This is a genomic window from Roseateles oligotrophus, from assembly GCF_025717515.1.
GTDB lineage: Bacteria > Pseudomonadota > Gammaproteobacteria > Burkholderiales > Burkholderiaceae_C > Paucibacter_A > Paucibacter_A oligotrophus.
In genome coordinates this window covers 152,895-176,120 of record NZ_JAJIRN010000005.1, presented here as the reverse complement: position 1 = coordinate 176,120, position 23,226 = coordinate 152,895, and the positions used below count along the sequence as shown (strand labels likewise).

The following is a 23,226-nucleotide window of genomic DNA, read 5'->3' as shown; positions in this document are numbered from 1 at the left end:
CCGGCGCCGCAGCGGCACCTATGGTGAATGACTATGCCGATACGGCTTTAACGGCAGCGCATGGCAGCTCGATCCTTGAATACAGCTATTCACGTCACAAAGATCGAGGCAGATCCACCGGCGCCACCCCGATCGCCGATGCTGAAGACAACATCATGAGCTCGAGCACAGAGAAATTCGGATTCAAAATCGAGGATGGCGGCATATTGAAGTTCCGAATCGGCGACAGATGGCAGCCGCTGACGGACAAGGAGGTCTTGATCATTACGGCCTTCGATGTCCAGTTGAAGGAGCAGCAGATTCCCTTGGACGATTTATATGGCGTTGCTTGTCCAGCAGGCAGTGCAAGCAGCCCTCCCCGTCAATTGCTGCGCCGATTTGACATTGCATTGACGGGCCGCGCTGCCCATGACGCCAGGGTTCAGCGCACCATCAAGGTCACGAGTCGCATCCGCAATGACCAACTGCTGGGGCCCTGCTCGTGAACTCGACATTGCATCGGGCCGAGCGCGGTGCGGTGACCTTGGTGGTGGTGATGGTGCTGTTTCTGATCATGGCCATGATGGCCGCTTACGCCAATCGGAATATGGTGTTTGAGCAGCGAACCGGGGGCAATTACTACCGCTCCGGTGTGTCACTGGAAACTGCAGAAGCAGGCACGGAGTGGGCGCTAGGCATGCTCAATGGGCTCGACATCAATCAATCTTGCTTGGCCGATGGTCCCGTCACCAACCGTTTTCGCGAGCGCTACTTGAGCATCTCGGCGACAAGCCGAGAGATCGTCCCCGCCGGCATGGTGATTAAGCCCAATACCGCTAACAAGGCCATCGTCGCCGATTGTGTGCATTCAGAGGCTCAGGGGCGCTGGGTCTGCAATTGCCCGACCGGCGCCTGGACGGCCTCGCCTGCGCCGGCTGCGGCGGCCAATATGCAGCCAAGTTTTAGAGTCAGTCTGATTTCGCCGGTAGGCAATCGAGCCGGCAATTTGCGCATTGAATCTGTCGGTTGTACCGGCAGCGTGGTTTCGCAATGCGAAGACGACGCGACATCCAGCGATATGGCCTTGTCCCGCTCGGTCGTTCAACTCGACGCTGCTTTGCTGAGCGCCTTGAAGGTCCCGCCCGCAACACCGTTGACCGTCAAGGGTGCCATCAACTTGGGTGTTAACGGTGTCGGCCTGCATAACAGCGACCCGCTCAGCCATGGTCTTCTTTTATTGACCACCGCCGCGGTCGTGCCCAATTTGGTGGAGACAAGGCTGGACACCTTGCCCGGCACTCCGGTTCAACAGGCTTTGGTCTTGGGCGATACCGGTTTGGGCGCTTCCTCGGAGAAGATGTTTGCAATGTTCTTCGGCATGTCGCCGGCTCGCTACTTGAATCAGCCAGCCATCCGCAAGGTGACTTGCAACGGCGACTGCGGGCCGACGCTGGCGGCGGCCTATGCCATTGGGGCCAGGATGGTTTGGGTCGATGGGCCGCTCAACATTTTCAGCACCACCGTGCTGGGTGCGGACACCAGCCCGATGCTGGTCATCGCCAGCGGCGCGGTTCGCGTTGACGGGGACCTGCAGATGACAGGCTTGCTCTATGTCATGGGCAATACCGAGTGGAGCAATAGCACGGGTGCACCCGGTTTATTGAAGGGCGCATTGCTGGTGGACGGAAATCTGACGATTGGCGGCACCGTCGACATCTTGTACCAACCCAATGTGATGGACGAATTGAAGAACCGGACCGGCAGTTTTGTGCGTGTTCAGGGAAGTTGGTGGAACTGAGATGAAGGCCGACCGGTCCAAGTCTCCCGGCGAAAGGCATGCCAGTAACGGTGTCGCCTTGATCGAAGCCTTGGTCGCCCTGTTGATTTTGGCTTTCGGGATGTTGGCCTTGGTCGGACTGCAGGGCAATTTGAGGCGCGGCGCCGACCTCTCAAAGCAGCGTGGTGAAGCGATTCGGTTGGCCCAAAAAGAGATGGAAACCCTGCGCGCCTATTCGGTGCTGACCCATCCGGACCCCGTCAATCCGGTGGCAGGCGTATTGGCTTTTGCGGACATTGCCTCTCAGTCCAACGCCGATGCCGGTGACCCCAACAGCAATGCTGTCTTCGCCCTCACGCGCTCGGTAAGCCCTTGGCCACAAGATCAGTCGCCACAAACCGCGGTGCGGGTGCGCGTTGACTGGCTGGACCGGGCCGCAGGCCCTCAGTTCGTAATGATAGACAGCGTCATCTCCCGAGCCGACCCGGGTTTGAGTGCCGCCTTGACGGTGCCGCCCACATCCCTCACCGTTCATCGCCCGGCCGGGCGTGAATCCTCTATTCCGGTTGGCGCCAAGGATCTAGGCAATGGCCGCAGCGTGTTTGTGCCCACGAGCATCGACACCGTGGCCTGGGTATTCAACAATCTGAGCGGCATCATCGTCGGGAAATGCACGGTGGCTACGGGGACCTTGGCGGCAGGATTGACACCGACCGATGTGCTCTCCTGCAGCAACAACGCCTTTGGCTATTTACTCAGCGGTTTCGTGCGATTCTCGTTCACCTCACCTCCCGATTCGAGTTCGCCAAACAGTGCAGCCCTGGCGCTAGACGTCGGACTCATAGACATGCCGCCAGCGCATGAATGCTACGACGATAGCGCCCAAGTCACGGCGGCGTCGGGATCCACCATCAGCTATTACTGCATTGTTTACCCGAACAATGCAGTACCGGCGGTCTGGTCTGCTCGCCTCAATCTTGCAGGCATTTCGCTCGCTGCCGGCGACCCCAATCCGCGCATGATTTGCCGCTACTCGGCCGACTATGACGGCAACGGCGCCATCTCCAATGCCGAACACCCGGCAAGCTACGTCAACGTTGGTGGCGCCTTGGCTCGGCAAAATTTCCTCGTCATCAACGCGGCCGAGAGCTGCCCGGCCGGCCATGCCGTCGACCCAGCGGCTGGTTTTTTCACCAATACAGCCACCGTCCAACATCAACCCTAAGTCTGGCAAATTTGATCTCGCCTGAATGAGACAATCTACGCTTTTGCCCGCTCGACTCTGACAGCGGGCCTAGCGAACAAGGATTGCCTGCAGTGTTCAAGAACTTGATGGTGTACCGCGTCGGGCAGGAGTGGCAGCCCACGGTCGAACAAATCGAAGACAGCCTGGCCAAGACGACCTTCGTCGAAACCGGCGCCACCCAGCAGCAATCAATGGGTTGGGCGCCACCACGCGGTATAGAGCATGCACCGCTGATCGAAGACATTGGTGGCCATTGGTTGCTCAAGCTGATGATTGAGCAGCGCGTGCTGCCCAGTTCGGTCGTCAAGCGCCGCACCGACGAGATGGCCGAACGGATCGAGGCCGAAACCGGCCGCAAGCCCGGTAAAAAGCAGACCAAGGACCTCAAAGAGCAAGCGACGCTGGAGTTGCTGCCGATGGCCTTCACCAAGCAGTCGGCGATTCGGGTCTGGATTGCGCCGGCCCAGCGGCTGTTGATGATCGATGCCGGCAGTGCCAGCCGCGCCGAAGAAGTGGTGACCTTGTTGATCAAGGAATTGCCCGGGCTGAATCTGCATTTGATTCAAACCGCCGAGGCGCCCGCCACTTGCATGGCCGCTTGGTTGATGGACGGCGTGCCGCCCGAAGGCTTCACGATAGACCGCGAATGCGAGCTCAAAAGCGTCGACGAAATGAAGTCGGTGGTGCGTTATGCCCGCCATTCGCTCGACATCGAAGAAGTCAGGCAGCACCTGAGCGGCGGCAAGTCGCCCACTCGGCTGGCCATGACCTGGCGCGACCGCGTCTCCTTCATGCTCACCGATACCTTGCAGATCAAGAAGATCAGCTTCTTGGATGTCGTCTTCGAAGGCCGCGACTCCAGCGACAAGGACGAAGCGTTTGACGCCGACGCCGCCATTGCAACCGGTGAGCTGTGCAAGTTGATCCCCGACTTGATCGATGGTTTGGGCGGCGAGCATGACTTTTTGGCGGCCGGTGCCGCCTTGGCCGAGCTGCCCGCCGTGGCGACGCGGCCAGCAAATGAAGCACAGCCGGCCACCGCCGGATCGGCCGAACCCGCTCCTTGGGATTGACTCTGATGCCCGACCCAAGCCCCGCCAATTTTGCGGATGACTTGAGCGCCATGCGCCACGCGCTGGCCTTGGCCGAGCGCGCAATTGGCTTGAGCGACCCAAATCCGAGGGTCGGCTGCGTAATCGCGACTCCCGGCGGGCGGCTGCTGGGCAGCGGCCACACGCAGGCGGCGGGTCTTGCTCACGCCGAGGTGATGGCACTGCGCGATGCTCATGCGCGTGGCGAGTCGGTACGCGGCGCGACCGCATTCGTCACGCTCGAACCCTGCGCCCATCAGGGCCGCACAGCGCCCTGCTGCGATGCATTGATCGCCGCTGGCCTGGGCCGCGTCGTGGCGGCGATTGCGGACCCCAACCCATTGGTTGCCGGACAAGGGATCGCACGCATGGCGGCGGCCGGCATCCAGACCAGCCTAGGGTTGTTGGCCGACGAGGCGCGCGAATTGAATATTGGTTTCTTCTCGCGCATGCAGACCGGCCGGCCCTTTGTGCGCATGAAGATTGCCGCCTCCATGGACGGTCGTACCGCCTTGCTGAACGGCGTCAGCCAGTGGATCACCGGCAGCCCGGCGCGCACCGATGGCCACGCTTGGCGCCGCCGCGCCGGCGCCGTCTTGACCGGCATCGGCACCGTCAAGGATGACAATCCCCGGCTCGATGTGCGGCTGCTGCCGACGGTGCTGCAACCACTGCGGGTGGTGATTGACTCGCGACTGGAAACACCGCCCGACGCGCGGCTGTTAGCGCCGCCCGGCCAGGTCCTGATTTACTGCGCGATGGAGCCACAAGCCGAGCATGCGCAAGCCCAGGCTGAGGCCTTGCGTGCCCAGGGGGCGGAGCTGATGCATCTGGCCGGGCCAAAGGCCAAAGTGGATCTCGCCGCCGTGCTGAGCGACTTGGGCCGACGCGGCATCAACGAATTGCATATCGAGGCCGGCCACAAGCTCAACGGCTCCTGGCTGCGGGAAGGATTGGTCGACGAATTGCTGATCTATATGGCGCCCAAAATGCTGGGAGCGGGGCTTGAGATGGCTTCACTCGGGCCGTTCGAGTCACTCGAGCAGGCGCTGACTTGGCGCTGGCAAGACTGCGGCCTGATCGGTGAAGACTTGCGACTGCGCGCCCGGCCGCGCTGAGAGGGTGAGAACTTTTTACTGCGCGACCGCCAGGCGTTGTTGGTCGAGTGTTCGCAATCCTCACGTACATGGAGTACGTTCCGTTCCTGCGCCCCGCCCGCCTAGCCTGCCGGCCGCTCGCTGCAAAATTTCTCACCCCCTGAGATTACCGACGAGTTCCTCGGCGCCCTTTACAATCGGGCTTATGCCCATATCACCTGTTTCAGAGCTGGTTGCCGAGATGGCCGCCGGCCGCATGGTTATCCTGGTTGACGAAGAAGATCGCGAAAACGAGGGTGACCTTGTTTTGGCCGCCGAGCACGTCACCCCCGAAGCCATCAACTTCATGGCCAAGTTTGGCCGCGGCCTGATTTGCCTGACCCTGACGCGAGAACGCTGCGAACGCCTGCAGCTGCCGCCGATGGCCAGCCGCAATGGCACCAAACACGCCACCGCCTTCACCGTCTCGATCGAGGCGGCCACCGGCGTCACCACTGGCATTTCGGCCGCCGACCGCGCGCGCACCGTGCAAGCGGCCGTGGCGCGCGGTGCCGAGGCGCGCGATCTGGTGCAACCCGGTCACATCTTCCCCCTGCAGGCGCAGGACGGCGGGGTCTTGATGCGAGCCGGTCACACCGAGGCCGGCTGCGATTTCGCCCGCATGGCAGGCTTGGAGCCGGCCGCCGTGATCTGCGAGATCATGAAGGACGACGGCACCATGGCGCGCCTGCCGGATCTGATCGAGTTTGCCAAGGAACATGGCCTGAAAATCGGCACCATTGCCGCGCTGATCGAACATCGCAGCCGCAATGAGTCACTGGTCACCCGCCAGTCGCAGCGCCCGCTGCTGACGGCGCAAGGCGAGTTCATGTGCACCGTCTACAGCGACCGCACCGGTGGCGTCCATCTGGCGCTGACGCATGGCAGCTGGAGCGCCAACGATGACGTGCTGGTGCGCGTGCATGAGCCGCTGTCGGTGCTGGACCTGCTGGATGTCGGCAGCAGCGATCACGCATGGCCGCTGCCAGCCGCCTTGGCCGAGCTCAAGCAGGCGCCACAAGGTGTCGCCGTTCTGCTCAACTGCGGTGAACAGGCCGCCGGCTTGTTGGCTCGCTTGAATGCGGCGCCCTTGGAGGCCGCACCCAAGGTGATGGATCTACGTACCTACGGGGTCGGCGCCCAAATTCTGCGTGATCTGGGCGTACAAAAAATGCGTTTGCTTGGCAGCCCCAGGCGCATGCCCAGCATGACCGGCTATGGCCTTGAGGTCACCGGCTTCCTGGCCCCGAACAATAAGAACTAAGGACTCGAACTCATGCAAGCATCCGACAAGGGATCGGCCAAATCGCTGGCCGATATGAATGGCCAAGATCTGCGCATCGGCATCGTGCAAGCGCGCTTCAACAACGCCATCACCAGCCGCTTGGCCGAGGCTTGTATTGCAGAGCTGCTGCAAATGGGCGTTAGCGAACAGCATATCCGCCATGTCACCGTGCCCGGCGCGCTGGAGATCCCCATCGCCCTGAACGCGATGGCCGATAGCGAAGACTATGACGCCTTGATCGCCCTCGGCTGCATCATTCGGGGTGAAACCTATCACTTCGAGTTGGTCGCCAACGAGAGTGGCGCGGCCGTCACCCGCGTCTCACTGGACAATCAAGTTCCGATTGCCAATGCGATCTTGACGGTCGAGAACGAAGATCAAGCCTGGGCGCGCGCCGAGGAAAAAGGCCGCGACGCGGCACGTGTGGCGGTCGAGATGGCCAATTTGATGGAAGAACTGCAGTGAGCAACAACGACAACGCCAAGACCGAAGCCGCTGCAACATCAAGCGCCACCAAAACCAGCACCAAAACCACCGCCAAAAGGCCTCAGCCGAAATCGGCCCGTCGGCGCTCGCGCGAAGCCGCCTTGCAAGGCCTCTACCAATGGTTGGTGACCGGCGACGATGTGGCCACCATCGACGCCCATATGCGTGAGCTGGATGAGTTCGACAAGGTTGACCGTGCCCACTTCGATGCCTTGCTGAATGGCTGCATTCTCGAAGCCGGCGATCTCGATGCCGTGCTGGCCCGTCATGTTGATCGCAAGACCACCGAGCTGTCGCCGATCGAACATGGCGTGCTGATGATTGGCGCTTACGAGCTCAAGCATTGCATGGACATTCCCTACCGCGTCGTCATCAACGAAGCGGTCGAGTTGGCCAAGTCATTTGGCGGCACCGACGGTCACAAATATGTCAACGGTGTGCTCGACCGTTCTGCCGGCGACCTCCGCCCGGTCGAAGTGGCGGCCCGCAACTCCAATCGCAGCAGCCCAGCGTCGGCGCCCGACTCGACGAAATGAAACTGGCGGGTCGGCTCGACCGGATCGAGCCTTTCTATGTGATGGAGTGCGCCAAGACGGCCGCGGAGATTGCCCGCGGCCCGCTCTGCGATATCGCCCTGGGCGGGCGGAAGATGATCTACCTCAATATTGGGGAACCCGATTTCGTCGCACCTCCCGCCGTGCAAGCAGCGGGCCAAGCCTGCATCAAAGCCGGCCTGACCCAATACACCGCCGCCACCGGTTTGCCGGCCTTGCGCCAGGCCTTGTCGACTTGGTATTTGCAACGCTTTGGTCTGAGCATTGCGGCCGAGCGCATCGTCATCACCGCTGGCGCTTCGGCCGCCCTCCAACTTGTTTGCCTGGCCCTGTTCGAGCGTGGCGACCGGGTGCTGATGCCCGACCCCAGCTACCCCTGCAACCGCCATTTTGTGGCCGCCGCCGACGCCCTGCCGGTGCTGCTGCCTTGTGGGCCGGAACAGCGTTTTCAGCCCAGCGCCGCGCAAGTCGATGAAGCTTGGGACGCCAATACCCGCGCCGTTTTGCTGGCCTCACCCAGCAACCCGACCGGCACCTCGATCGCCCCGGATGAATTGCAGGCGATCGCCCTTGCCGTCCGTGCGCGCGGCGGCGTCACCATCGTTGACGAGATCTACCTGGGCCTGAGTTTCGACGCACGCTTTCAGCGCAGCGCGCTGGAGTTCGGCGACGACGTCATTTCGGTCAATAGCTTTTCAAAATACTTCGGCATGACCGGTTGGCGCCTGGGTTGGCTGGTGTTGCCGCCCGACTTGGTCGCCCCGATCGAGAAGCTGACCCAGAACCTTTTTATCTGCGCCTCCAGCATCGCCCAATACGCGGCACTGGCCTGTTTTGAGCCGGACGCTATCACCGAGTTCGAGCGCCGCCGCGAGACCTTGCGTGAGCGACGTGACTACATCGTGCCGGCCTTGCAAGCACTCGGCTTCAAGGTACCGGTGCTGCCGGATGGGGCTTTCTATGTCTGGTTTGACTGCTCGGCGGTCTGCGCCAACAGCTGGGACTTCGCCTTCGAGTTGATGAGCAAGGCGCAAATCGCCTTGACGCCGGGGCGCGATTTTGGCCGCGCCGGCACCGAGTCATGGATGCGTTTGTCATTCGCCAGCAGCATGGCCGATTTGCAAGAAGCGGTGGCCCGGATGGCGGCCTTTTTGGCCGAGCGCAAATGACAACCGTCTTCAAACGCGAGATGCGAATCTACTGGGAGGACACCGACGCCGGCGGCGTGGTGTTCTATGCCAACTACCTGAAATTTTTCGAACGCGCACGCACCGAATGGCTGCGCGAGCTCGGCTTCTCGCAAGAGCTGATGCGCTTGCAAGACGGCGTGATGTTCGTCGTCGGTAGCACCCAGACCCGCTACCTGCGCCCGGCTCGACTGGACGACCTGCTGCAGGTCAGCGTCGAGCTGCGCGAAATGGGCCGCGCCAGCATGCTGCTATTTCAGCAGGCTTTTTGCGGCGAACGTTTGCTGGCCGAGGGCGAGATCCGCATTGCCTGCGTGAAAAGCCAAAGCGGCAGCGCTCAGCATAGCGATTTGCTGCCCACCCGGATGCCGGCCGCCTTGACGCGGGCCCTTGAACCTTTGAACCCCTGAACCATTCCACCCATGAATCAAGACCTCTCGATTGTTTCCTTGATTGCCCACGCCAGCCTGACCGTGCAGCTGGTGATTGCCGCGCTGCTGCTGGTTTCGCTGGCGAGCTGGAGTGTGATCTTCAGCAAGCTGATTTCGCTCTCTCGCATCAAGTCAAGTAACGAGGCATTCGAGCAGGAGTTCTGGTCCGGCAAGAACCTCAACGAACTGTTCGGCGCGGTCTCGACCAAGCCCGACGGCGCGCCGCTGGAGCGTATTTTTGCCTCCGGCATGCGCGAATTCTTGAAGTCACGCGAGCGCCGCGTCACCGAGGCCAGCGCCTTGCTGGACGGCGCCCGCCGCGCCATGCGGGCGAGCTTTCAACGCGAGCTGGATGCGATGGAAAGCAATCTGTCGTTCCTGGCCTCGGTCGGCTCGGTGTCGCCCTATGTCGGCCTGTTCGGCACCATCTGGGGCATCATGCACGCCTTCGTCGGCCTGTCCAATGTGCAGCAAGTGACGCTGGCCACCGTGGCACCCGGCATCGCCGAAGCCTTGGTGGCGACGGCCATCGGCCTCTTTGCGGCGATACCTGCGGTGTTGGCCTATAACCGCTTCGCCCGCCAGATCGACCGCAGCGCGATCACGCTGGAGTCCTTCATCGAAGAGTTCTCCAACATCTTGCAACGCAACGCCGCCCAACCTGCCCCGGCAGGCCCGGCCGGCCGTTGAAGGGGCGCTGAGCAATGGCTGCCATCAGCGCACGCGGCTCGCGCCGCCGCCGCACCATCAACGAAATCAATATGGTGCCCTTCATCGACGTGATGTTGGTGCTCTTGATCATCTTCATGGTCAGCGCACCGATGATCACGACCGGCCTCGTCGATCTGCCCAGCGTGGGAAAAAGCCGTGCGCAACCCGAACATGTGATTCATGTCATCGTTGGCTCGGACGAAAAGATCAAGATCAAGCTGGACAAGGAAGAGGCACGTCCGCTGACCCTGAACCGGCTTGCCGAGCAGGTCAAACAGGCGCAAGCAGGTGAGGCGACGACACCGGTGGTGATCTCGGGCGACAAGAACGTCAAGTACGAGGCGGTGGTCAAGGTGATGGATGTCTTGCAGACCGCCGGGGTGGCCCGGGTCGGCTTGGCCGTGCGCAACTCCGGCAGCGCCGGCAACTGAAGCAGCAGCGATGTCGGCTTTGTTCTTGCGCCCTACCGATCCGCTACGGCCACCCGAAACGCCGCTGATGGGACGCGGCCTCGTGTTCGCCATCATTGCCCATGCCGCGCTGGTGGCCGCGCTGAGTGCCGGGGTGAACTGGCGCACCAAGGCGCCGCCAGTGTTTGAGGCCGAATTATGGTCGGCCGTGCCGCAGGCTGCGGCACCCAAGGAAGTCATACCGCCCGCGCCCGAACCGGAACCCGAGGTCTTCAAAAAACCCGAGCCCAAGCCGGTACAAAAGCCAGTTGAAGAGACGGCGCAAGCGGAGCGCGACGCGGAGATCGCCATCGCCCGCGAGCAAAAAAAGAAACGCGCAGCCGAGTTGGAGTCCGAGCGCAAGAAGCGCGAAGCCTTGCTCGCCAAGGAAAAACTGGAGCAGGAACTGAAGGACGAGAAGCTCAAAGACGAGAAGCGCAAGGAAGACAAACTCAAGCAAGCCAAGCTCGACAAAGACAAGAAAGACAAGCAACTCAAGCTGGAGAAGGAAGCCGACGCCAAGCTTGACGCTCAACGACAGGAAAACCTGCGCCGCATTCAAGGCATGGCCGGCGCCAATGGCGCACCCAATGCGACCGGCACTGCCCTGAAAAGCTCGGGGCCATCGGCAACTTACGGCGGGCGCATCAAGGCACGCATACGCCCTAACATCATCTTCACCGACACTCCAAGCGGCAACCCGGTGGCGGAAGTTGAGGTGCGTGTAGCCCCCGACGGCACCATCATCTCGCGCAAGCTCGTCAAGCCCAGCGGCGATACCGAATGGGACAAGGCGGTGCTGCGGGCGGTCGACAAGACCGAAACCCTGCCGCGCGATGTTGACGGCCGGGTGCCGCCGGTTTTGGTGATTAGCTTCCAGCCCTTGGAGTGAGTCTGCGCTGTAGCCAGGCGTCGAGCGACCAGCGGCCCACGCCCCATAGCGCCACCGCCAACAGCAACACAGCCCAGAGATGATGGCCTGCCAGCGCCGCTGGCGCGATTTCACTCAGGCTGAGCACCGCCATCACGTTGACGACGGACAGCCCCAAGGCGGCGAAGCGCCCGCCCAAGCCAAAAACCAGCAAAACCGGCAGCAGCAATTCGCCACCGGTGCCCATCCAAGCCGCTACTTCGGGCGACAAGAAGGGCGTCATGTACTCGGATTCGAACAGCGCCAGCGTCGTTGACCAATCGCGCAACTTGGTCAAGCCGGACAGAAAAAAGGCCTGCGCAACATAGAGCCTGGCCAACAACAAGGCCAAGGATTGCGCATGCTCCAACATTGCGACTAACTGCGGTGGAAAACTCGACTTTTGGTTGGCGCTCTGGCCAGGGTCGGTAAAAGCTCGCAGAGCGAGTCCGGCGATTGATTTCATTGCGATATTCCTTGTTTGCGAACCGGGCTAATGCCAAGTTCAAACGTCTCAAAATGTCTGAATCGAGACCATCAGATTCGATGCTCGGCGCCTTGCAGCCAACCATTCAGCAGGGCTGACTGCAGCCATGCCGAAAAATCAAAATCAGCCTCGGCAACAAACGCCTGTTGCACGGCTTGATCCAAATTCGCCCCGCCAAGCAAAGCGTCCATCAGTGCCGAGGCGCCCAGCGGCAGGCAAAACCCTTCGGCTCGCCATGCTTTACGGGCCATGACAACCGTCACCGTTGCTCCGCAATCCTCTGCGTCATCCTCTGCGTCATCGCTGCCCGACCACAAGGCCCAGGCCGTCGACTGCACCCGCAGCAACTGCAGGCCGGGCCGCATGCGCAAACTCAAACGTTCCGGCTCTTGTTCGCTCAATAGCGTCAACGATGCGGCGTCGAGCTCGCTGTCCGCAGCGCGCTCGGCGATATGCGCGGCCCATTCGAGTCGAGCCAGATCGCAGAGCCACAAATCCATGCTGTCCTGCCCGGCCAAGAACTCCGGCAGACGCTCGCCCCACAGCCCCAAGTCGCCCCGCTCGGGCGGGCTACGGCGCCAAAAAGACCAAGCCATGGCTGCAAAGGACTCATCACCCAAGACCTGCTGAATGCGCCCGAACACGGCCCCCAGCGTCTTGGCCGCCAAGACCTGCGCGTTCAGACGATAGGCGCGCAGCCCGCGCTGCGCGGCCGCCCCACCCTGCTCATCTCGCACACCGGGCAAGCCGAGCAGGCCGATAGAAGACGCATCGGCCCGCCCCAGCAGCGCCTCAAGCAAGGCCCGCTGGCGCGCTATCAAGGCGGCACTCATGCAGCCACCGGATCCAAGCTATCAAGCATCACTTGACGAGCCAAGTCGGCCTCGCCCAGCAAAACCTCCAGCGCTGGAACATCGGTATCCCATTCGATCAAAGTCGGCTGCGGCCCAAACCGGCGTACAGCATGGGCAAACACGCGCCACACCTCTGCGGAGACACGGCTGCCGTGGTCATCAATAACGATGCCGGGCAACTCGGCATGACCCGCCAAATGCAGCTCACCAACGCTGCCGACTCGAACAGCATCGACCCAGGTCTGTGCTTGCTGCGCGGCTTCGCCCTTGTTGGCGCCACGGTTGCGCGCATTGACGACCAGGTTATTCACATCCAGCAGCAAGCCGCAGCCACTGCGCTGGGTCAGTTGATTGAAAAACTCGGGCTCGGACATGTCATCGGCGTCCCAGCCAATATAGGCGCTGAGGTTTTCCACCAAAATCTGTCGATTCAGTCTCTCTTGCACCTGCTGCACATGGCTGACCATGACATCCAAACTAGATCGATTGAACTCGATCGGCAGCAAATCGCTGGCATGGACATCGGTGCGTGCACCTGCACCAGCCACCCTGGCAAAGCTGGCATGATCAGACACACGAACCGGTTCGACTCGCTCGACCAAAGCGGCCAGCCGGTCAAGATGCCAGGGGTCAAGGCCGCAGGCCGAACCCAGCGACAGGCCGACCCCATGCAGGCTGATGGGGTAATGCTCGCGCCCGGCCATCAGCACGGCCAAAGGCGCGCCGCCATCGGCGAAAAAATTCTCCGAATGCAATTCGAGAAAGCCAAGCGGAGGCAGCGTCTGCAGCAGCAAATCGTAATGAGGCTGGCGCCAGCCAATACCAAGCTGCGCCTGTATCGACTGTTGTCTTGACGCCATGCTCGCAGCCGTGCTGCCCACCACGTTCCCTGCCATATTCCCAGTCATACGCTGCACCTACTCCGCTTGACCCAACTGCATCACGTTGGTCTTACTTCTTCATCTTTGCTTTGGCCTCTTCGGCGCTCATGCCCGACATGCCCTTGCAACTGCCCTTGGCAACGAATTTCCACTCGTCAACGCCCATATCGACCTTGGACTGTCCGGCGCAAGAATGGCTGCCGCTGAGATTTGCGCAGTCGTTCTCGCCGGCCTTGGCGATTCCGAAACATTTCTCCTTGGCGGCCTTGTCCTGGGCGGCCACTTGACCCACCAAGCCCATGGCCAGAGCTGCGGCGACTGCGGAAGAAACGAGATAGCTTGATTTCATGAATGACTCCGACGGTTTAAAAGTGATCAAAAGTAGAACAGCGGTTCGAAAAGACCTCAAGCAGATAGCTTGAAGCCAAAGCATCATGCCGTTGACTCCCTTCGGTCGCAAGTCAAGCTTGATTCCTTACATGGCGCGCAAAAATATTCGCTCCAATTGAAAGAAGCCGTGACAGCCCTGCGGTCCAGCTCAACAGACTGCGCGCACAGCGCCCCAACCGGCGGAACGCGCTTCTACTTTGTAATGCGCAACTGCCAAGCTTCGAGTCTGGAAAAATTCTGTAAGGAATTGAACATCAACCCGACGAATAGCTCAGAAGTTTGCAAGGCAGTCAGGTGAAAATCTGACTGCCTACGACCAAATACATTCAACGATCGAGCCGAGCAGGCGGGAGATACAGCGTGATATCGCTACCGAAATGCAAGGGCATCACCCGAATCGTGCTGGAGGGACAAGAGCGCCGGCTCAGCCTCAATGAACGGCTCATCGTTCGGGCGCATTGGTTGATCTGCAAGGCTTGCACCAACTTCGGCAAGCAAGTCGCGCTGATGAACAAGGCAAGTAGGCGCTGGCGAAATTACTCCGAAGACTGACGACGCTTGCAGCCTCTGCGGCCTCAACAAATAGTGCCCCCGGACTCGCGCAAATCGGCGCCCGAATGGAGGGCAATATTCAGCGCCACTCGGACACCGTCCACCATGGTGGCGAGTGCCATGCTGGCTTGACCCGGGAACTTTGCCGCCTGCTCCGGCAACAAGGGAATATGCATAAAACCGCTGCGCACCGGGCTGTCACGTAAATAATGTTGCAACCCGAAGTACACATGGTTGCAGACAAACGTGCCGGCCGTTTGAGAGATGCCGACTGGAAAGCCTGCTTCGCGCAGCCCTGCTGCCATTGCCTTGATTGGCAGGCTCGAAAAATATGCCACCGGCGCACCCTCGATCACGGCTTCGTCAATAGGCTTGTGGCCAGCGTTATCGGAGATGCGGGCGTCATCAATATTGACGGCCACGCGCTCCAGCGAAAGCTCGGCGCGCCCTCCGGCCTGGCCTAATGCCAACACCAAGCAGGGTTTCAATTGATGCAAGGCCTCGCGCATACTCGTCAATGCGCCGCCAAACACACAGGGCAAGCACTTGGCGACGATGCGCGCGTCGCCTATCAGTTGTCCATCCAATGCACGCGCAATCTCCCAAGAGGGGTTGATGCACTCTCCGCCAAACGGTTCAAACCCGGTCAGTAAAATTGTCTTCATCCAAGCTTCCTAATGTGCCTACGGGTGAGCCAACAGTTGCGCGGGCAGGCCGCCCCTTCACCATAAAGGGCGTTTCTAACACGTAGCCGCACAACTGCCGGGTCTGCCTCGCTCATTTCTGCACTTTGGCGTGACTCGCGAACGCGTAGCATGCATTCAATGAGACGCTGCGGCCCCTCTGGTCCAGGCCTGCTCAATCGAATTCGGAGAAATGCATGATCGATCTGTCCACCCCACTGAGCTGGCCCCAGCAAGACGGCCCTTTGTCGCCTGTTGAATCGGTTGGGGAAGACGGTGCTAGACCGCGTGAATTCTGCTGGCCGGTGCCGCCCTATGCTGCCTACCCGCGCCAGCAACCCCCAACTTCGGCGGAGCCTTGTGAAATTCTTGGCCTCAACAATCGCCGCAGTGCCGGCCAATTGGTTTCGTTAGCCGAACATGAACGCTTGGCGCAAATCCTGGTGCCGCCGGCTCGCAATGCGATGCCCTTGAAGTTTGCTCAGTTCAGACTACTGAAGCTGCTGCGGCCCATCATTGTCGAGCCATCAAGCGTTGATGTCGCTGACTCAGCCGATCTATTGCAACTCGATCAACGTCCACGCAGCGAGTTCAAGCTCTACTTTGCCGGCGGCGGCGAATTGCAAGGGGTGACGATTGGGCATAGCCAAGACGAGTTGGGCCTGTTCTTGTTTGAGCCGCTGAGTGATACCGATGACTCTGTCTTTCGCCTCTTCATCCCGCGCGAGGTGCTGGCGCACTTTGATATTGGCGAGCGCATAGGCGACTTGTTGCTGAAGGAGAAGTTGGCCACTGCGGATCAGATCAACGCGGCCGCGACCGAGCAAAAGGGCCTGCGCTCACGCCGCGTTGGCGACATTCTGGTGTCTCAACATATCGTCAGCGCCGATCAACTGATGTTGGCGATAGAACAGCAGGCGCGGATGCCCATGGTCCGCATCGGTGAGGCGCTATTGGCGCTGGAGCTGATTTCGCCGGCCCAACTGGACCAAGCGCTTGAGCTGCAAAGAGCCGACCGCTCCGTGCCGCTGGGCGAGTTGCTGGTGCGCAATGGGGTGGTGACTCGCCAAGCGCTGCAGTCGGCGTTGGCGCGCAAGATGGGCTATCCGCTGGTCGATGTCGAGAACTTTTCGATCGAGCCCGAGGCCATTCGAAAGCTGCCCTTTGCCGTGGCCAAACGGCTAGAGGTATTGCCACTGTTGCTGCGTGATGGCCGTTTGATCGTGGCGATGGAAGACCCGACCCGGCGCGATGCCCTGGACGAAATCGAGTTCATCTCCCAACTCAAGGTCACGCCAACGCTGACCAAGATTGGTTCGCTGCAGTTCGCCATTCCGGAAGCCTATGAGCGCCTGGGCGGTGACTCGGTGGCTCGCAGTGAATTGAATCTACCGTCCTTGCAAGCCGACTTCTCGCTCGACAAGGCCGATCAATTGATGGAGACCCTGGAGCGCGAAGGCCTGGAGCAGAGCCAGCGCGACGAAGGCCCGCCAATCGAGCAAAGCGATAACTCGCTGGTTCGACTGATCAACACCATGATCATCGACGCCAGCGCGCAAGGCGTCTCCGACATCCATATCGAAACGCACCCCGGCACCGAGAAGCTGAAGATCCGCTTCCGCCGTGACGGCGTGATGAAGCCCTATCTGGAGTTACCGAACACCTACCGCAACGCCATGATTGCGCGCATCAAGATCATGTGTGATCTTGATATCTCCGAACGCCGAAAACCGCAGGACGGCAAGATTAATTTTGCACGCTTTTCGCCGCAACACAGATTGGAGCTGCGGGTTGCAACCATCCCGACCAATAATGGTCTGGAAGATGTGGTGATGCGTTTATTGTCTTCGTCAAAGCCGATCCCATTGGAGAAGCTCGGCCTGTCGCCCAACAATTTGAAGAATTTGAAATATGCGATCAGCCGGCCCTACGGCATGGTGCTGTGCGTGGGCCCCACCGGTTCGGGCAAGACAACGACCCTGCACTCGGCCCTAAGCCAGATCAACACGCCAGATCGCAAGATCTGGACGGCCGAAGATCCGATCGAAATCACCCAAGCCGGTCTGCGCCAGGTGCAGATGAATCCGCGCATCGAATGGACCTTTGCCAAGGCTTTGCGGGCCTTCTTGCGGGCCGACCCGGACGTCATCATGGTCGGAGAAATCCGCGATGAAGAAACCGCCGAGATTGCCGTCGAGGCCTCGCTGACCGGACATATGGTGATGTCGACGCTGCACACCAATAGCGCGGCCGAGACGGTCACCCGACTCTTGGACATGGGCATGGACCCGTTCAACTTTGCCGACTCTTTGCTGGCCGTGCTGGCGCAACGCCTGGTACGACGCATGTGCCCGCAGTGCCGGGTCAGCAGCGCGCTGACCGAAGCCGAGCAAGACGAGTGGCTGGATGATTACCTGCATGTATTCGACCCCGAACAGCGGCCCTCGCGTGAAGCGGTGCTGAGCGACTGGCTGGGCAACTTCGGTGACAACGGCCGTCTGATGAAATTTCACAGCCCCGGTTGTGAGGCCTGCGATCAAAGCGGCTTCAAGGGCCGCGCCGGCCTGCACGAATTGCTGATGATGTCCAAGACCTTGCGCCGCCAGATACAAACCGGCGCGCGGGCCGAAGAGTTGCTGCAAACCGCGCTCGCTGAGGGCATGCGATCGCTGCGTCAGGACGGCATCGCCAAGGTCCTGCAAGGCGTCACTACCATGAGTGAGGTTCGAGCTACCAGCAACGCCTGATGGCGCCTGATAAGGTTATTTGAAGGCAGCGCGAGGAGTTTTCAGCAAGTTGCACAACTAGGGCAAATCCTGACCCTCCCATCCCTAACTCCAAGGTCCGATTGGCCTAAGCCCAATGTTAGGCTGTCATAAAACAGCAGGGGGGCAGGATTGATAACAACGAACTACACGCAGCGTAGCGGTCCATCGATTGGGTCGCACGCGAAGGCTATTCCACCGCCCGATCGGCAAGCGGAGCGAATGGCAGAGCACCAGCGCTCGATGTTGAGCTCCCACGAACGCTGCCAGGTATTCGGACTCTCGCCCCAGCAGCGCGCCGACATGAGCTGCCTCAGCCAAGCCAGCCTGGTCGAAGTACTGCAGCGCAATGCGAGGTTATGCGCGCAGGCATTACCGATCATGGAGATGCTTTACGAGCAACTGATCCATGCTCACAGCATGGTTCTGTTGACCGATGCCAGCGGCGTGGTCATGCATGCGCTGGGTGACCCGGCATTTCTGGAGCGCGCCCAGCGCGTCGCTTTGACACCCGGTGCGGTATGGTCCGAGGCCGTCAAAGGGACCAATGCCGTCGGCACCGCCTTGATGACCGAGGCCCCGACCCTGGTCAACGGGCAAGACCACTATCTGCGCGAATTCCATTTTCTGACCTGCTCGGCCGCGCCTATCTTTGACCACAAAGGCGCCTTGCTGGGGGTGATCAATGTGTCCGGCGATCGCCGCACCTATCACCCACACACGCTGGCCCTGGCGTTGATGGCCGCGCGCATGGTCGAGACGCAATGGTTCAACGACCTGTTTCGGCAAAGCCTGCGTCTGCATATCCACCCCAGCTCGGCCAACTTGGGCACCTTGCGCGAAGGCGTCTTGGCGCTCGATGAAACAGGCCGAGTGGTCGGCGTCAACCGCAGTGCGATAGAAATATTGGGGCAGACCGCGACACAGCTGAGGCGTAGCGCCCTGCCCGCTTTGTTTGGCATCGATTTGGCCGGCATGCTTGAGCACACCCATGGTCATCCCAATCAGCCGCTGCAATTGGCGCTGCCCAAGGCTTCGCAGTCCGCAGGGGCCAAGGGCATCGGTGAGCTATTGGTTGCGGCCCATGTCGAGGCCGGCGGCAAGGCGCCCGCGCAATGTCTGCACGGCGTACTGAGCCTTGGGCAAGCATCCAACCCTTCAGTCGCACCTTCATTCAATCGGCTTGCGCAGGCTGCGCCCGAACGCTTGGCTGCAATTGGGCCGAATGTTCAGGCTGTAGCGGCAGCAAGCGCGGCCCTGGAGCATGCAGCCGCGCTCACCACAAGCACCGATGCGCTTGTCAACGCAAGCCAGCGAAGCCAGTTGCTTAGCGCGCCCCAGCCACTCGCCAAGACCGACAGCAATGCCTTGCTTGAAGCCGCGACGCTGCGCCAGACCGAACTGCAAGCCATTCAGGCGGCGGTGCTGAACTGCCGAGGCAACCTGGCATTAGCGGCCAGGCAGCTGGGCATTGGCCGCAGCACCTTGTACCGCAAGCTCAAAGACGTGCCGGCTCCCGCAGTGAACTGAAGGCTCGGGCCACTGGTCTTGTCAGACTCAGGCAAGCGGGCGTCTAAGCAGACCGAGGGACAGTGCCGTGCCAAATAGCACCACGGCGCAGCCGGCAAGCATCTTCGATGTGAACACTTCGCCCAGGAATAGAAAGCCCCACAGCACCGCGAAGACCGGGATCAAGAAGGTCACGGCAATCGTGTTGGTCGGGCCGATTCGACTCATCAGGCGGAAGTACAAGATGTACGCAATCGCCGAACACAGCAGCGACAAGGCCGTGACCGCCGCCCAGGCTTGGCCGCTGGGCGCCACGGTCGGCCAAAAGATCAGCGCCGGCACGGCCAACATCAGCGCGGCATAGACCTGGCTGCCGGTAGCCACCGTCAGCGGCGCAATATGCGCCGTATAGCGTTTGCTGAAATTGGCCGCAAGCCCGTAGCAAAAGGTCGCAGTCAAACAAGCCACCATCGCCCAGACCGCGCTGTGATCGGCTCCGGGCTTGAACGAGGCCTTGTCCCAGGCCAGATACAGCACGCCGGCAAAGCCCAGAGCCAGGCCGACAATGCGCAGGCGGTTGAGGCGTTGAGCCAGCCAGACCCAGGCGATCACGGCGCCCCACAAGGGCGTGGTCGCGTTGACGATACTGGACAAACCGGCCGAAATCGATAGCGCCGCGAAGCTGAAAAGGGCAAAAGGCAATGCACTGTTCAACAGACCGATGATGGCCAGAGCCCGCCATTCACGGCGCAATTCCGCCATCCCCTGTCGTGCGGCCAACAGCGGCAGCAGCATCAGACTGGCACCGCCCACTCGCAAGGCGGCCATCGCCACCGGTCCGAATTCATGCGCACCGAGTCGCATGAATAGAAACGAGGCGCCCCAAATCGCGGCCAGCAGGGTCAGTTCGGCAAGGTCAAAGGTTTTCATCAAGCGCATTCACGGAGGGAAGCCTGAGCATAATGCCCGCCAACACTTGCGCCATCGGAGGGTATTGGACTTCTTGCAATGCGCTCGCAATGCCTGCCAAAGCCTCAGCGCTCCCGCTGCAAGTATTTCTTCTGCAAGCGTGCCACCGTACCGTCCAATTGCAGCGCCCGGTAGGCCTGCAGCCAACGCTCTTCTTCCGCAGGATCTAGGGTCAATGAAGTCGCCATATACAGCTCGGCGGACTTGAGGCTGAGCCCCGAACGAAAGTCCTGCGGCTTGAAGTTGAACTCATCAATCGCGGCGCGCAGCATCGGCTCACCCGCATAGGCCGCAGCAACGATGCCTTCAGCCAAGAGGCGAAGAAGCTCCTTGTAGTCTTTGGCTTGCACAACATGCTGGAACCTCTCGGCCTGCAAGTTATTGATGATGGGCGAGCCGCGCAAGACACCCACGCGTTGCGCGCGCAAGGCATTCAAATCATCCAGGTCAACGCTGCTCCCACTGCGGCCAAAGAAGGTGTAGTTCACATGCGCCAACGGGATCAGCCATTTGAATTGAGCTTCCCGATCCGGCGTGCGGGCAAGCGGAAACACACCGTAGTTCGGGCCACCTTCTGTCATACGAACCGCCCGCGCCCAGGGGTAAAACGACAAGGCCATGGGGCGGCCGACCTTGGCCGACATTTGCGCCGCCAACTCATATGCCAAACCTTGCGGGCCGTCATGGCTTTGCCAGACGAAGGGCGGCAACTCCCCTGCCAGCCACTCCAGCGGGGCGGCTCTTGCCGCGTTTGAGATCAGCAGCGCTGAGAACATTGTGGGCACCAAAAGCCAGGGCGAACGCCCTCGGCTTATACGCGAGATAGAACTCATGATCGGGCCTGTATGGATTGTTGTCAGCCCCCTGATTTGCCACCGACTCTACATCGCCTTGAACAAATGCACATAGGCGCGGCTGACCGGCAGCTCTTGCGCATGGCCCTTGATGCGCACAAACAAGCGGCTCAACTCATCGCGCCTGGTGCCGGCCAGATGTGCCAAATTGATCAGCGTCGATCGGTGCACCTGCCAGAACTGCTCGGGGTCGAGTTGCGCCGCCAGATCGGTGATGGTGGTGCGGATCAGATGCTCGCCATTCGCCGTTTTCACGACCGTGTACTTGTCGTCGGCGTAGAAAAACAGCACGTCCCCCACCGGAACTTGATGCATCAGATCGCCGCTGGTAGCGCGAATAAAGCGCAATCTTGGCTGTGTAGTTTCTCTTGCGCCCGGCATCAAGCGCTGTATGGCTTCAAGCAGACGAGATGGATCGGCGGCCGGCGGTTTGTCCAGCGCGGCCTTGATGCGAGCCACGCAATTCTTCAGGCGCTCGGTCTTCAGCGGTTTGAGCAAATAGTCGAGCGCCGCCGCATCGAAGGCTTCGACCGCATATTCGTCATAGGCAGTCACGAACACCACCCGCGTGTCGCCCTCTATGCCTTGGGCCACCTCCAGCCCCGTCAGGCCAGGCATTTGGATATCCAAAAAAGCGATGTCCGGCTGCAGCGCATTGATCTGCTCGGCCGCCTCAATGCCGTTCTTGGCGACCGCAACAATCTGCAGCTCCGGCCAGCATTCAGCGAGCTGCTGCTTCAGATATTGAGCCAGATGGGGCTCGTCATCGGCAATCAGGGCACGGGTCATGGTCATGATGTGGGCGTTTCTCGTTTCAAGATATAGGGCAAGTCTAGACTCACCGTGGTGCCGATCTCTTGCGGCGTTAGGTTCAAGCTTGCATTGTCCGGGTAACGACTGGCTAGGCGTGCGCGGATATTCTCCAGGGCCATGCCGGCGCCACCCTTTCTGCCCGGCCGGCGCCGCGCATCCAGACCCAGCCCGTTGTCCTCCACCACCAGCCTGAGCCTGCTCTGCTCGACCCAAGCCCTGACCCGAATATGGCCACCCTCAAGCTTGGGCTCCAAGCCGTGATGGATGGCGTTTTCGATCAAGGGCTGCAGCAGCAAAGGCGGCAGCACCGCGCTGCGCGCCTCGTCGCTGGCCTCGATCTCAAAACTCAACCGCTCACCCATGCGGATCTGCATCAGCTGCAGATAACTCTGCGCCATCGCCAGTTCGGTCGCCACGCTGGCATCGGCTTGGCGCAACTGCCCCAGGCTGGCCCGTAAATAGTCGGTGAAGGCCTCCAGCATCTGCTTGGCCCGCGGTGCATCCACATCGATCAGGCTTTGCACATTGGCCAGTGTATTGAACAAGAAATGCGGTTCTATCTGCGCCTGCAACAAGCTCAGCCGCGCTTCGGTCGCACTCAGCTGCAGCGCTTGCTGCTTCCAGCGCCACTTGAACCAAATCCAGTTGACCGCCGTGATCACCAAGGTAATCACCACGAAGCTGAGCTGAATGCGAGGGTCGCCACCGAACTTGCTCAAGGCATCAAAGGCAAAAACCTGCCCGACCAGCAACAAGCCGACCGCAAATCCGATCAAGGTGCCGGCGATGGCGACGCCGCCAAAGAAACTACCGGAACGCCAATCCCGCCAGCCGCTGATCTCGTCAACTCGGGCTTGCGGCAGCAGCAACTCAAGGCCGCGAAACAAGCCGTGAATCGAAAAAGACACGCTCATGCTGATCAATAAATTGGCTTGCAGCGCGTTCAACATCACGGACGCATTGAGAAGTTGGCCACTCACCAAACCGCCGATCAGACTGAAGCCCAGCGCAAAGGCCAAACCGATGCCCGCACTGATCAACAAGCGCGCCCAGGCCTTCTCACTCCGGTGTTTCTTCAGTGTTTGGTAGGAGCGCCAAGCCTGCCGCAATTCGGTTTTGAACTTATCCATGCGCCGCAGTGTAGGCAAGGCCGGCATTGCCAAGTCCCGCAGCTTCGACGAATCAACAGCCGGTGCGATGAAGCGTCAAATCCCTTGCCTACAATCG

General features: G+C 60.7%; 24 protein-coding genes. 15 read left to right on the top strand and 9 right to left on the bottom strand.

Annotation, left to right across the window (positions count from 1 at the left end):
- Window positions 1-481 precede the first annotated feature (481 nt).
- The 12 genes from LNV07_RS12090 to tolA all read left to right on the top strand — a co-directional run bounded on the left by LNV07_RS12090 (window position 482) and on the right by tolA (window position 11,224).
- A complete protein-coding gene (locus LNV07_RS12090; protein WP_263571414.1) occupies window positions 482-1,777 on the top strand; it encodes a pilus assembly PilX family protein in 1,296 nt (431 codons plus the stop codon).
- 1 nt (window position 1,778) lies between these two features.
- Entirely contained in the window at window positions 1,779-2,981 is a 1,203-nt protein-coding gene (locus LNV07_RS12085; RefSeq protein ID WP_263571413.1) for a type IV pilus modification PilV family protein, read from the top strand.
- A gap of 92 nt (window positions 2,982-3,073) precedes the next feature.
- Window positions 3,074-4,075, top strand: a complete 1,002-nt coding sequence (locus LNV07_RS12080; protein ID WP_263571412.1) for a recombination-associated protein RdgC — start codon at window positions 3,074-3,076, stop codon at window positions 4,073-4,075.
- Window positions 4,076-4,080: 5 nt separating this feature from the next.
- Window positions 4,081-5,211: a bifunctional diaminohydroxyphosphoribosylaminopyrimidine deaminase/5-amino-6-(5-phosphoribosylamino)uracil reductase RibD gene (ribD, locus tag LNV07_RS12075; protein ID WP_263571411.1), complete on the top strand. Its 1,131-nt coding sequence runs from the start codon at window positions 4,081-4,083 to the stop codon at window positions 5,209-5,211.
- Window positions 5,212-5,395: 184 nt separating this feature from the next.
- Complete coding sequence (ribBA, locus tag LNV07_RS12070; RefSeq protein ID WP_263571410.1) at window positions 5,396-6,493, top strand: bifunctional 3,4-dihydroxy-2-butanone-4-phosphate synthase/GTP cyclohydrolase II; 1,098 nt, start codon at window positions 5,396-5,398, stop codon at window positions 6,491-6,493.
- 12 nt (window positions 6,494-6,505) lie between these two features.
- Window positions 6,506-6,979 carry a 6,7-dimethyl-8-ribityllumazine synthase gene (ribH, locus tag LNV07_RS12065; RefSeq protein ID WP_263571409.1) on the top strand — a complete coding sequence of 158 codons (474 nt, stop codon included), beginning with the start codon at window positions 6,506-6,508 and terminating at the stop codon, window positions 6,977-6,979.
- A complete protein-coding gene (gene nusB, locus LNV07_RS12060) occupies window positions 6,976-7,536 on the top strand; it encodes a transcription antitermination factor NusB (protein WP_263571408.1) in 561 nt (186 codons plus the stop codon). Before ribH ends, nusB begins: the two co-directional genes overlap by 4 nt.
- Complete coding sequence (locus tag LNV07_RS12055) at window positions 7,533-8,723, top strand: pyridoxal phosphate-dependent aminotransferase (RefSeq protein WP_263571407.1); 1,191 nt, start codon at window positions 7,533-7,535, stop codon at window positions 8,721-8,723. The genes nusB and LNV07_RS12055 overlap by 4 nt, the downstream gene beginning before the upstream one ends.
- Complete coding sequence (gene ybgC, locus LNV07_RS12050) at window positions 8,720-9,151, top strand: tol-pal system-associated acyl-CoA thioesterase (RefSeq protein WP_263571406.1); 432 nt, start codon at window positions 8,720-8,722, stop codon at window positions 9,149-9,151. Before LNV07_RS12055 ends, ybgC begins: the two co-directional genes overlap by 4 nt.
- A 12-nt stretch (window positions 9,152-9,163) precedes the next feature.
- Window positions 9,164-9,862, top strand: a complete 699-nt coding sequence (gene tolQ / locus LNV07_RS12045) for a protein TolQ (RefSeq protein WP_263571405.1) — start codon at window positions 9,164-9,166, stop codon at window positions 9,860-9,862.
- A gap of 14 nt (window positions 9,863-9,876) precedes the next feature.
- Complete coding sequence (gene tolR / locus LNV07_RS12040; protein WP_263571404.1) at window positions 9,877-10,314, top strand: protein TolR; 438 nt, start codon at window positions 9,877-9,879, stop codon at window positions 10,312-10,314.
- A 10-nt stretch (window positions 10,315-10,324) separates the two neighbouring features.
- Window positions 10,325-11,224 carry a cell envelope integrity protein TolA gene (gene tolA / locus LNV07_RS12035; RefSeq protein ID WP_263571403.1) on the top strand — a complete coding sequence of 300 codons (900 nt, stop codon included), beginning with the start codon at window positions 10,325-10,327 and terminating at the stop codon, window positions 11,222-11,224.
- Here the strand turns inward: tolA and LNV07_RS12030 are convergent.
- From LNV07_RS12030 to LNV07_RS12015, 4 genes are all read right to left on the bottom strand, one after another.
- Window positions 11,202-11,708 (bottom strand): DoxX family protein, encoded by a 507-nt coding sequence (locus LNV07_RS12030; protein ID WP_263571402.1) that lies wholly within the window; start codon window positions 11,706-11,708, stop codon window positions 11,202-11,204. The two genes, tolA and LNV07_RS12030, sit on opposite strands and share 23 nt — an antisense overlap.
- 71 nt (window positions 11,709-11,779) lie before the next feature.
- On the bottom strand, window positions 11,780-12,562 hold the full coding sequence (locus tag LNV07_RS12025; RefSeq protein WP_263571401.1) for a DNA-binding domain-containing protein: 783 nt from the start codon (window positions 12,560-12,562) through the stop codon (window positions 11,780-11,782).
- Window positions 12,559-13,443: a DUF692 domain-containing protein gene (locus LNV07_RS12020; protein ID WP_263571400.1), complete on the bottom strand. Its 885-nt coding sequence runs from the start codon at window positions 13,441-13,443 to the stop codon at window positions 12,559-12,561. The genes LNV07_RS12025 and LNV07_RS12020 overlap by 4 nt, the downstream gene beginning before the upstream one ends.
- Before the next feature lie 91 nt (window positions 13,444-13,534).
- Window positions 13,535-13,813 carry a BufA1 family periplasmic bufferin-type metallophore gene (locus LNV07_RS12015; RefSeq protein ID WP_263571399.1) on the bottom strand — a complete coding sequence of 93 codons (279 nt, stop codon included), beginning with the start codon at window positions 13,811-13,813 and terminating at the stop codon, window positions 13,535-13,537.
- 401 nt (window positions 13,814-14,214) lie between these two features.
- On the opposite strand from LNV07_RS12015, the gene LNV07_RS12010 reads away from it, so the two are divergent.
- Entirely contained in the window at window positions 14,215-14,406 is a 192-nt protein-coding gene (locus LNV07_RS12010) for an anti-sigma factor family protein (protein WP_263571398.1), read from the top strand.
- A gap of 23 nt (window positions 14,407-14,429) precedes the next feature.
- On the opposite strand, the gene pcp is transcribed toward LNV07_RS12010, so the two are convergent.
- A complete protein-coding gene (gene pcp / locus LNV07_RS12005; RefSeq protein ID WP_263571397.1) occupies window positions 14,430-15,071 on the bottom strand; it encodes a pyroglutamyl-peptidase I in 642 nt (213 codons plus the stop codon).
- A 215-nt stretch (window positions 15,072-15,286) separates the two neighbouring features.
- On the opposite strand from pcp, the gene LNV07_RS12000 reads away from it, so the two are divergent.
- Together LNV07_RS12000 and LNV07_RS11995 are read left to right on the top strand one after the other, a co-directional pair.
- Window positions 15,287-17,836 (top strand): GspE/PulE family protein, encoded by a 2,550-nt coding sequence (locus tag LNV07_RS12000; protein ID WP_263571396.1) that lies wholly within the window; start codon window positions 15,287-15,289, stop codon window positions 17,834-17,836.
- Window positions 17,837-18,097: 261 nt separating this feature from the next.
- Window positions 18,098-19,384, top strand: coding sequence for a sigma-54-dependent Fis family transcriptional regulator (locus LNV07_RS11995; protein ID WP_263571395.1), 1,287 nt, complete (start codon window positions 18,098-18,100; stop codon window positions 19,382-19,384).
- Window positions 19,385-19,411: 27 nt separating this feature from the next.
- On the opposite strand, the gene LNV07_RS11990 is transcribed toward LNV07_RS11995, so the two are convergent.
- From LNV07_RS11990 to LNV07_RS11975, 4 genes are all read right to left on the bottom strand, one after another.
- On the bottom strand, window positions 19,412-20,293 hold the full coding sequence (locus LNV07_RS11990; RefSeq protein WP_263571394.1) for a DMT family transporter: 882 nt from the start codon (window positions 20,291-20,293) through the stop codon (window positions 19,412-19,414).
- Window positions 20,294-20,397: 104 nt separating this feature from the next.
- On the bottom strand, window positions 20,398-21,108 hold the full coding sequence (locus LNV07_RS11985; RefSeq protein WP_263571393.1) for a substrate-binding periplasmic protein: 711 nt from the start codon (window positions 21,106-21,108) through the stop codon (window positions 20,398-20,400).
- A 105-nt stretch (window positions 21,109-21,213) separates the two neighbouring features.
- On the bottom strand, window positions 21,214-21,975 hold the full coding sequence (locus LNV07_RS11980) for a LytR/AlgR family response regulator transcription factor (RefSeq protein WP_263571668.1): 762 nt from the start codon (window positions 21,973-21,975) through the stop codon (window positions 21,214-21,216).
- A 2-nt stretch (window positions 21,976-21,977) separates the two neighbouring features.
- Entirely contained in the window at window positions 21,978-23,129 is a 1,152-nt protein-coding gene (locus LNV07_RS11975) for a sensor histidine kinase (protein ID WP_263571392.1), read from the bottom strand.
- Between the last annotated feature and the right edge of the window lie 97 nt (window positions 23,130-23,226).

Coding starts and splice junctions, on each gene's coding strand:
- LNV07_RS12085 (WP_263571413.1), top strand. CDS start 1,779: ATGAAGGCCGACCGGTCCAAGTCTCCCGGCGAAAGGCATGCCAGTAAC.
- ribD (WP_263571411.1), top strand. CDS start 4,081: ATGCCCGACCCAAGCCCCGCCAATTTTGCGGATGACTTGAGCGCCATG.
- ribBA (WP_263571410.1), top strand. CDS start 5,396: ATGCCCATATCACCTGTTTCAGAGCTGGTTGCCGAGATGGCCGCCGGC.
- ribH (WP_263571409.1), top strand. CDS start 6,506: ATGCAAGCATCCGACAAGGGATCGGCCAAATCGCTGGCCGATATGAAT.
- LNV07_RS12055 (WP_263571407.1), top strand. CDS start 7,533: ATGAAACTGGCGGGTCGGCTCGACCGGATCGAGCCTTTCTATGTGATG.
- ybgC (WP_263571406.1), top strand. CDS start 8,720: ATGACAACCGTCTTCAAACGCGAGATGCGAATCTACTGGGAGGACACC.
- tolQ (WP_263571405.1), top strand. CDS start 9,164: ATGAATCAAGACCTCTCGATTGTTTCCTTGATTGCCCACGCCAGCCTG.
- tolR (WP_263571404.1), top strand. CDS start 9,877: ATGGCTGCCATCAGCGCACGCGGCTCGCGCCGCCGCCGCACCATCAAC.
- tolA (WP_263571403.1), top strand. CDS start 10,325: ATGTCGGCTTTGTTCTTGCGCCCTACCGATCCGCTACGGCCACCCGAA.
- LNV07_RS12030 (WP_263571402.1), bottom strand. CDS start 11,708: ATGAAATCAATCGCCGGACTCGCTCTGCGAGCTTTTACCGACCCTGGC.
- LNV07_RS12025 (WP_263571401.1), bottom strand. CDS start 12,562: ATGAGTGCCGCCTTGATAGCGCGCCAGCGGGCCTTGCTTGAGGCGCTG.
- LNV07_RS12020 (WP_263571400.1), bottom strand. CDS start 13,443: ATGGCGTCAAGACAACAGTCGATACAGGCGCAGCTTGGTATTGGCTGG.
- LNV07_RS12015 (WP_263571399.1), bottom strand. CDS start 13,813: ATGAAATCAAGCTATCTCGTTTCTTCCGCAGTCGCCGCAGCTCTGGCC.
- pcp (WP_263571397.1), bottom strand. CDS start 15,071: ATGAAGACAATTTTACTGACCGGGTTTGAACCGTTTGGCGGAGAGTGC.
- LNV07_RS12000 (WP_263571396.1), top strand. CDS start 15,287: ATGATCGATCTGTCCACCCCACTGAGCTGGCCCCAGCAAGACGGCCCT.
- LNV07_RS11995 (WP_263571395.1), top strand. CDS start 18,098: ATGTTGAGCTCCCACGAACGCTGCCAGGTATTCGGACTCTCGCCCCAG.
- LNV07_RS11990 (WP_263571394.1), bottom strand. CDS start 20,293: ATGAAAACCTTTGACCTTGCCGAACTGACCCTGCTGGCCGCGATTTGG.
- LNV07_RS11985 (WP_263571393.1), bottom strand. CDS start 21,108: ATGTTCTCAGCGCTGCTGATCTCAAACGCGGCAAGAGCCGCCCCGCTG.
- LNV07_RS11980 (WP_263571668.1), bottom strand. CDS start 21,975: ATGACCCGTGCCCTGATTGCCGATGACGAGCCCCATCTGGCTCAATAT.
- LNV07_RS11975 (WP_263571392.1), bottom strand. CDS start 23,129: ATGGATAAGTTCAAAACCGAATTGCGGCAGGCTTGGCGCTCCTACCAA.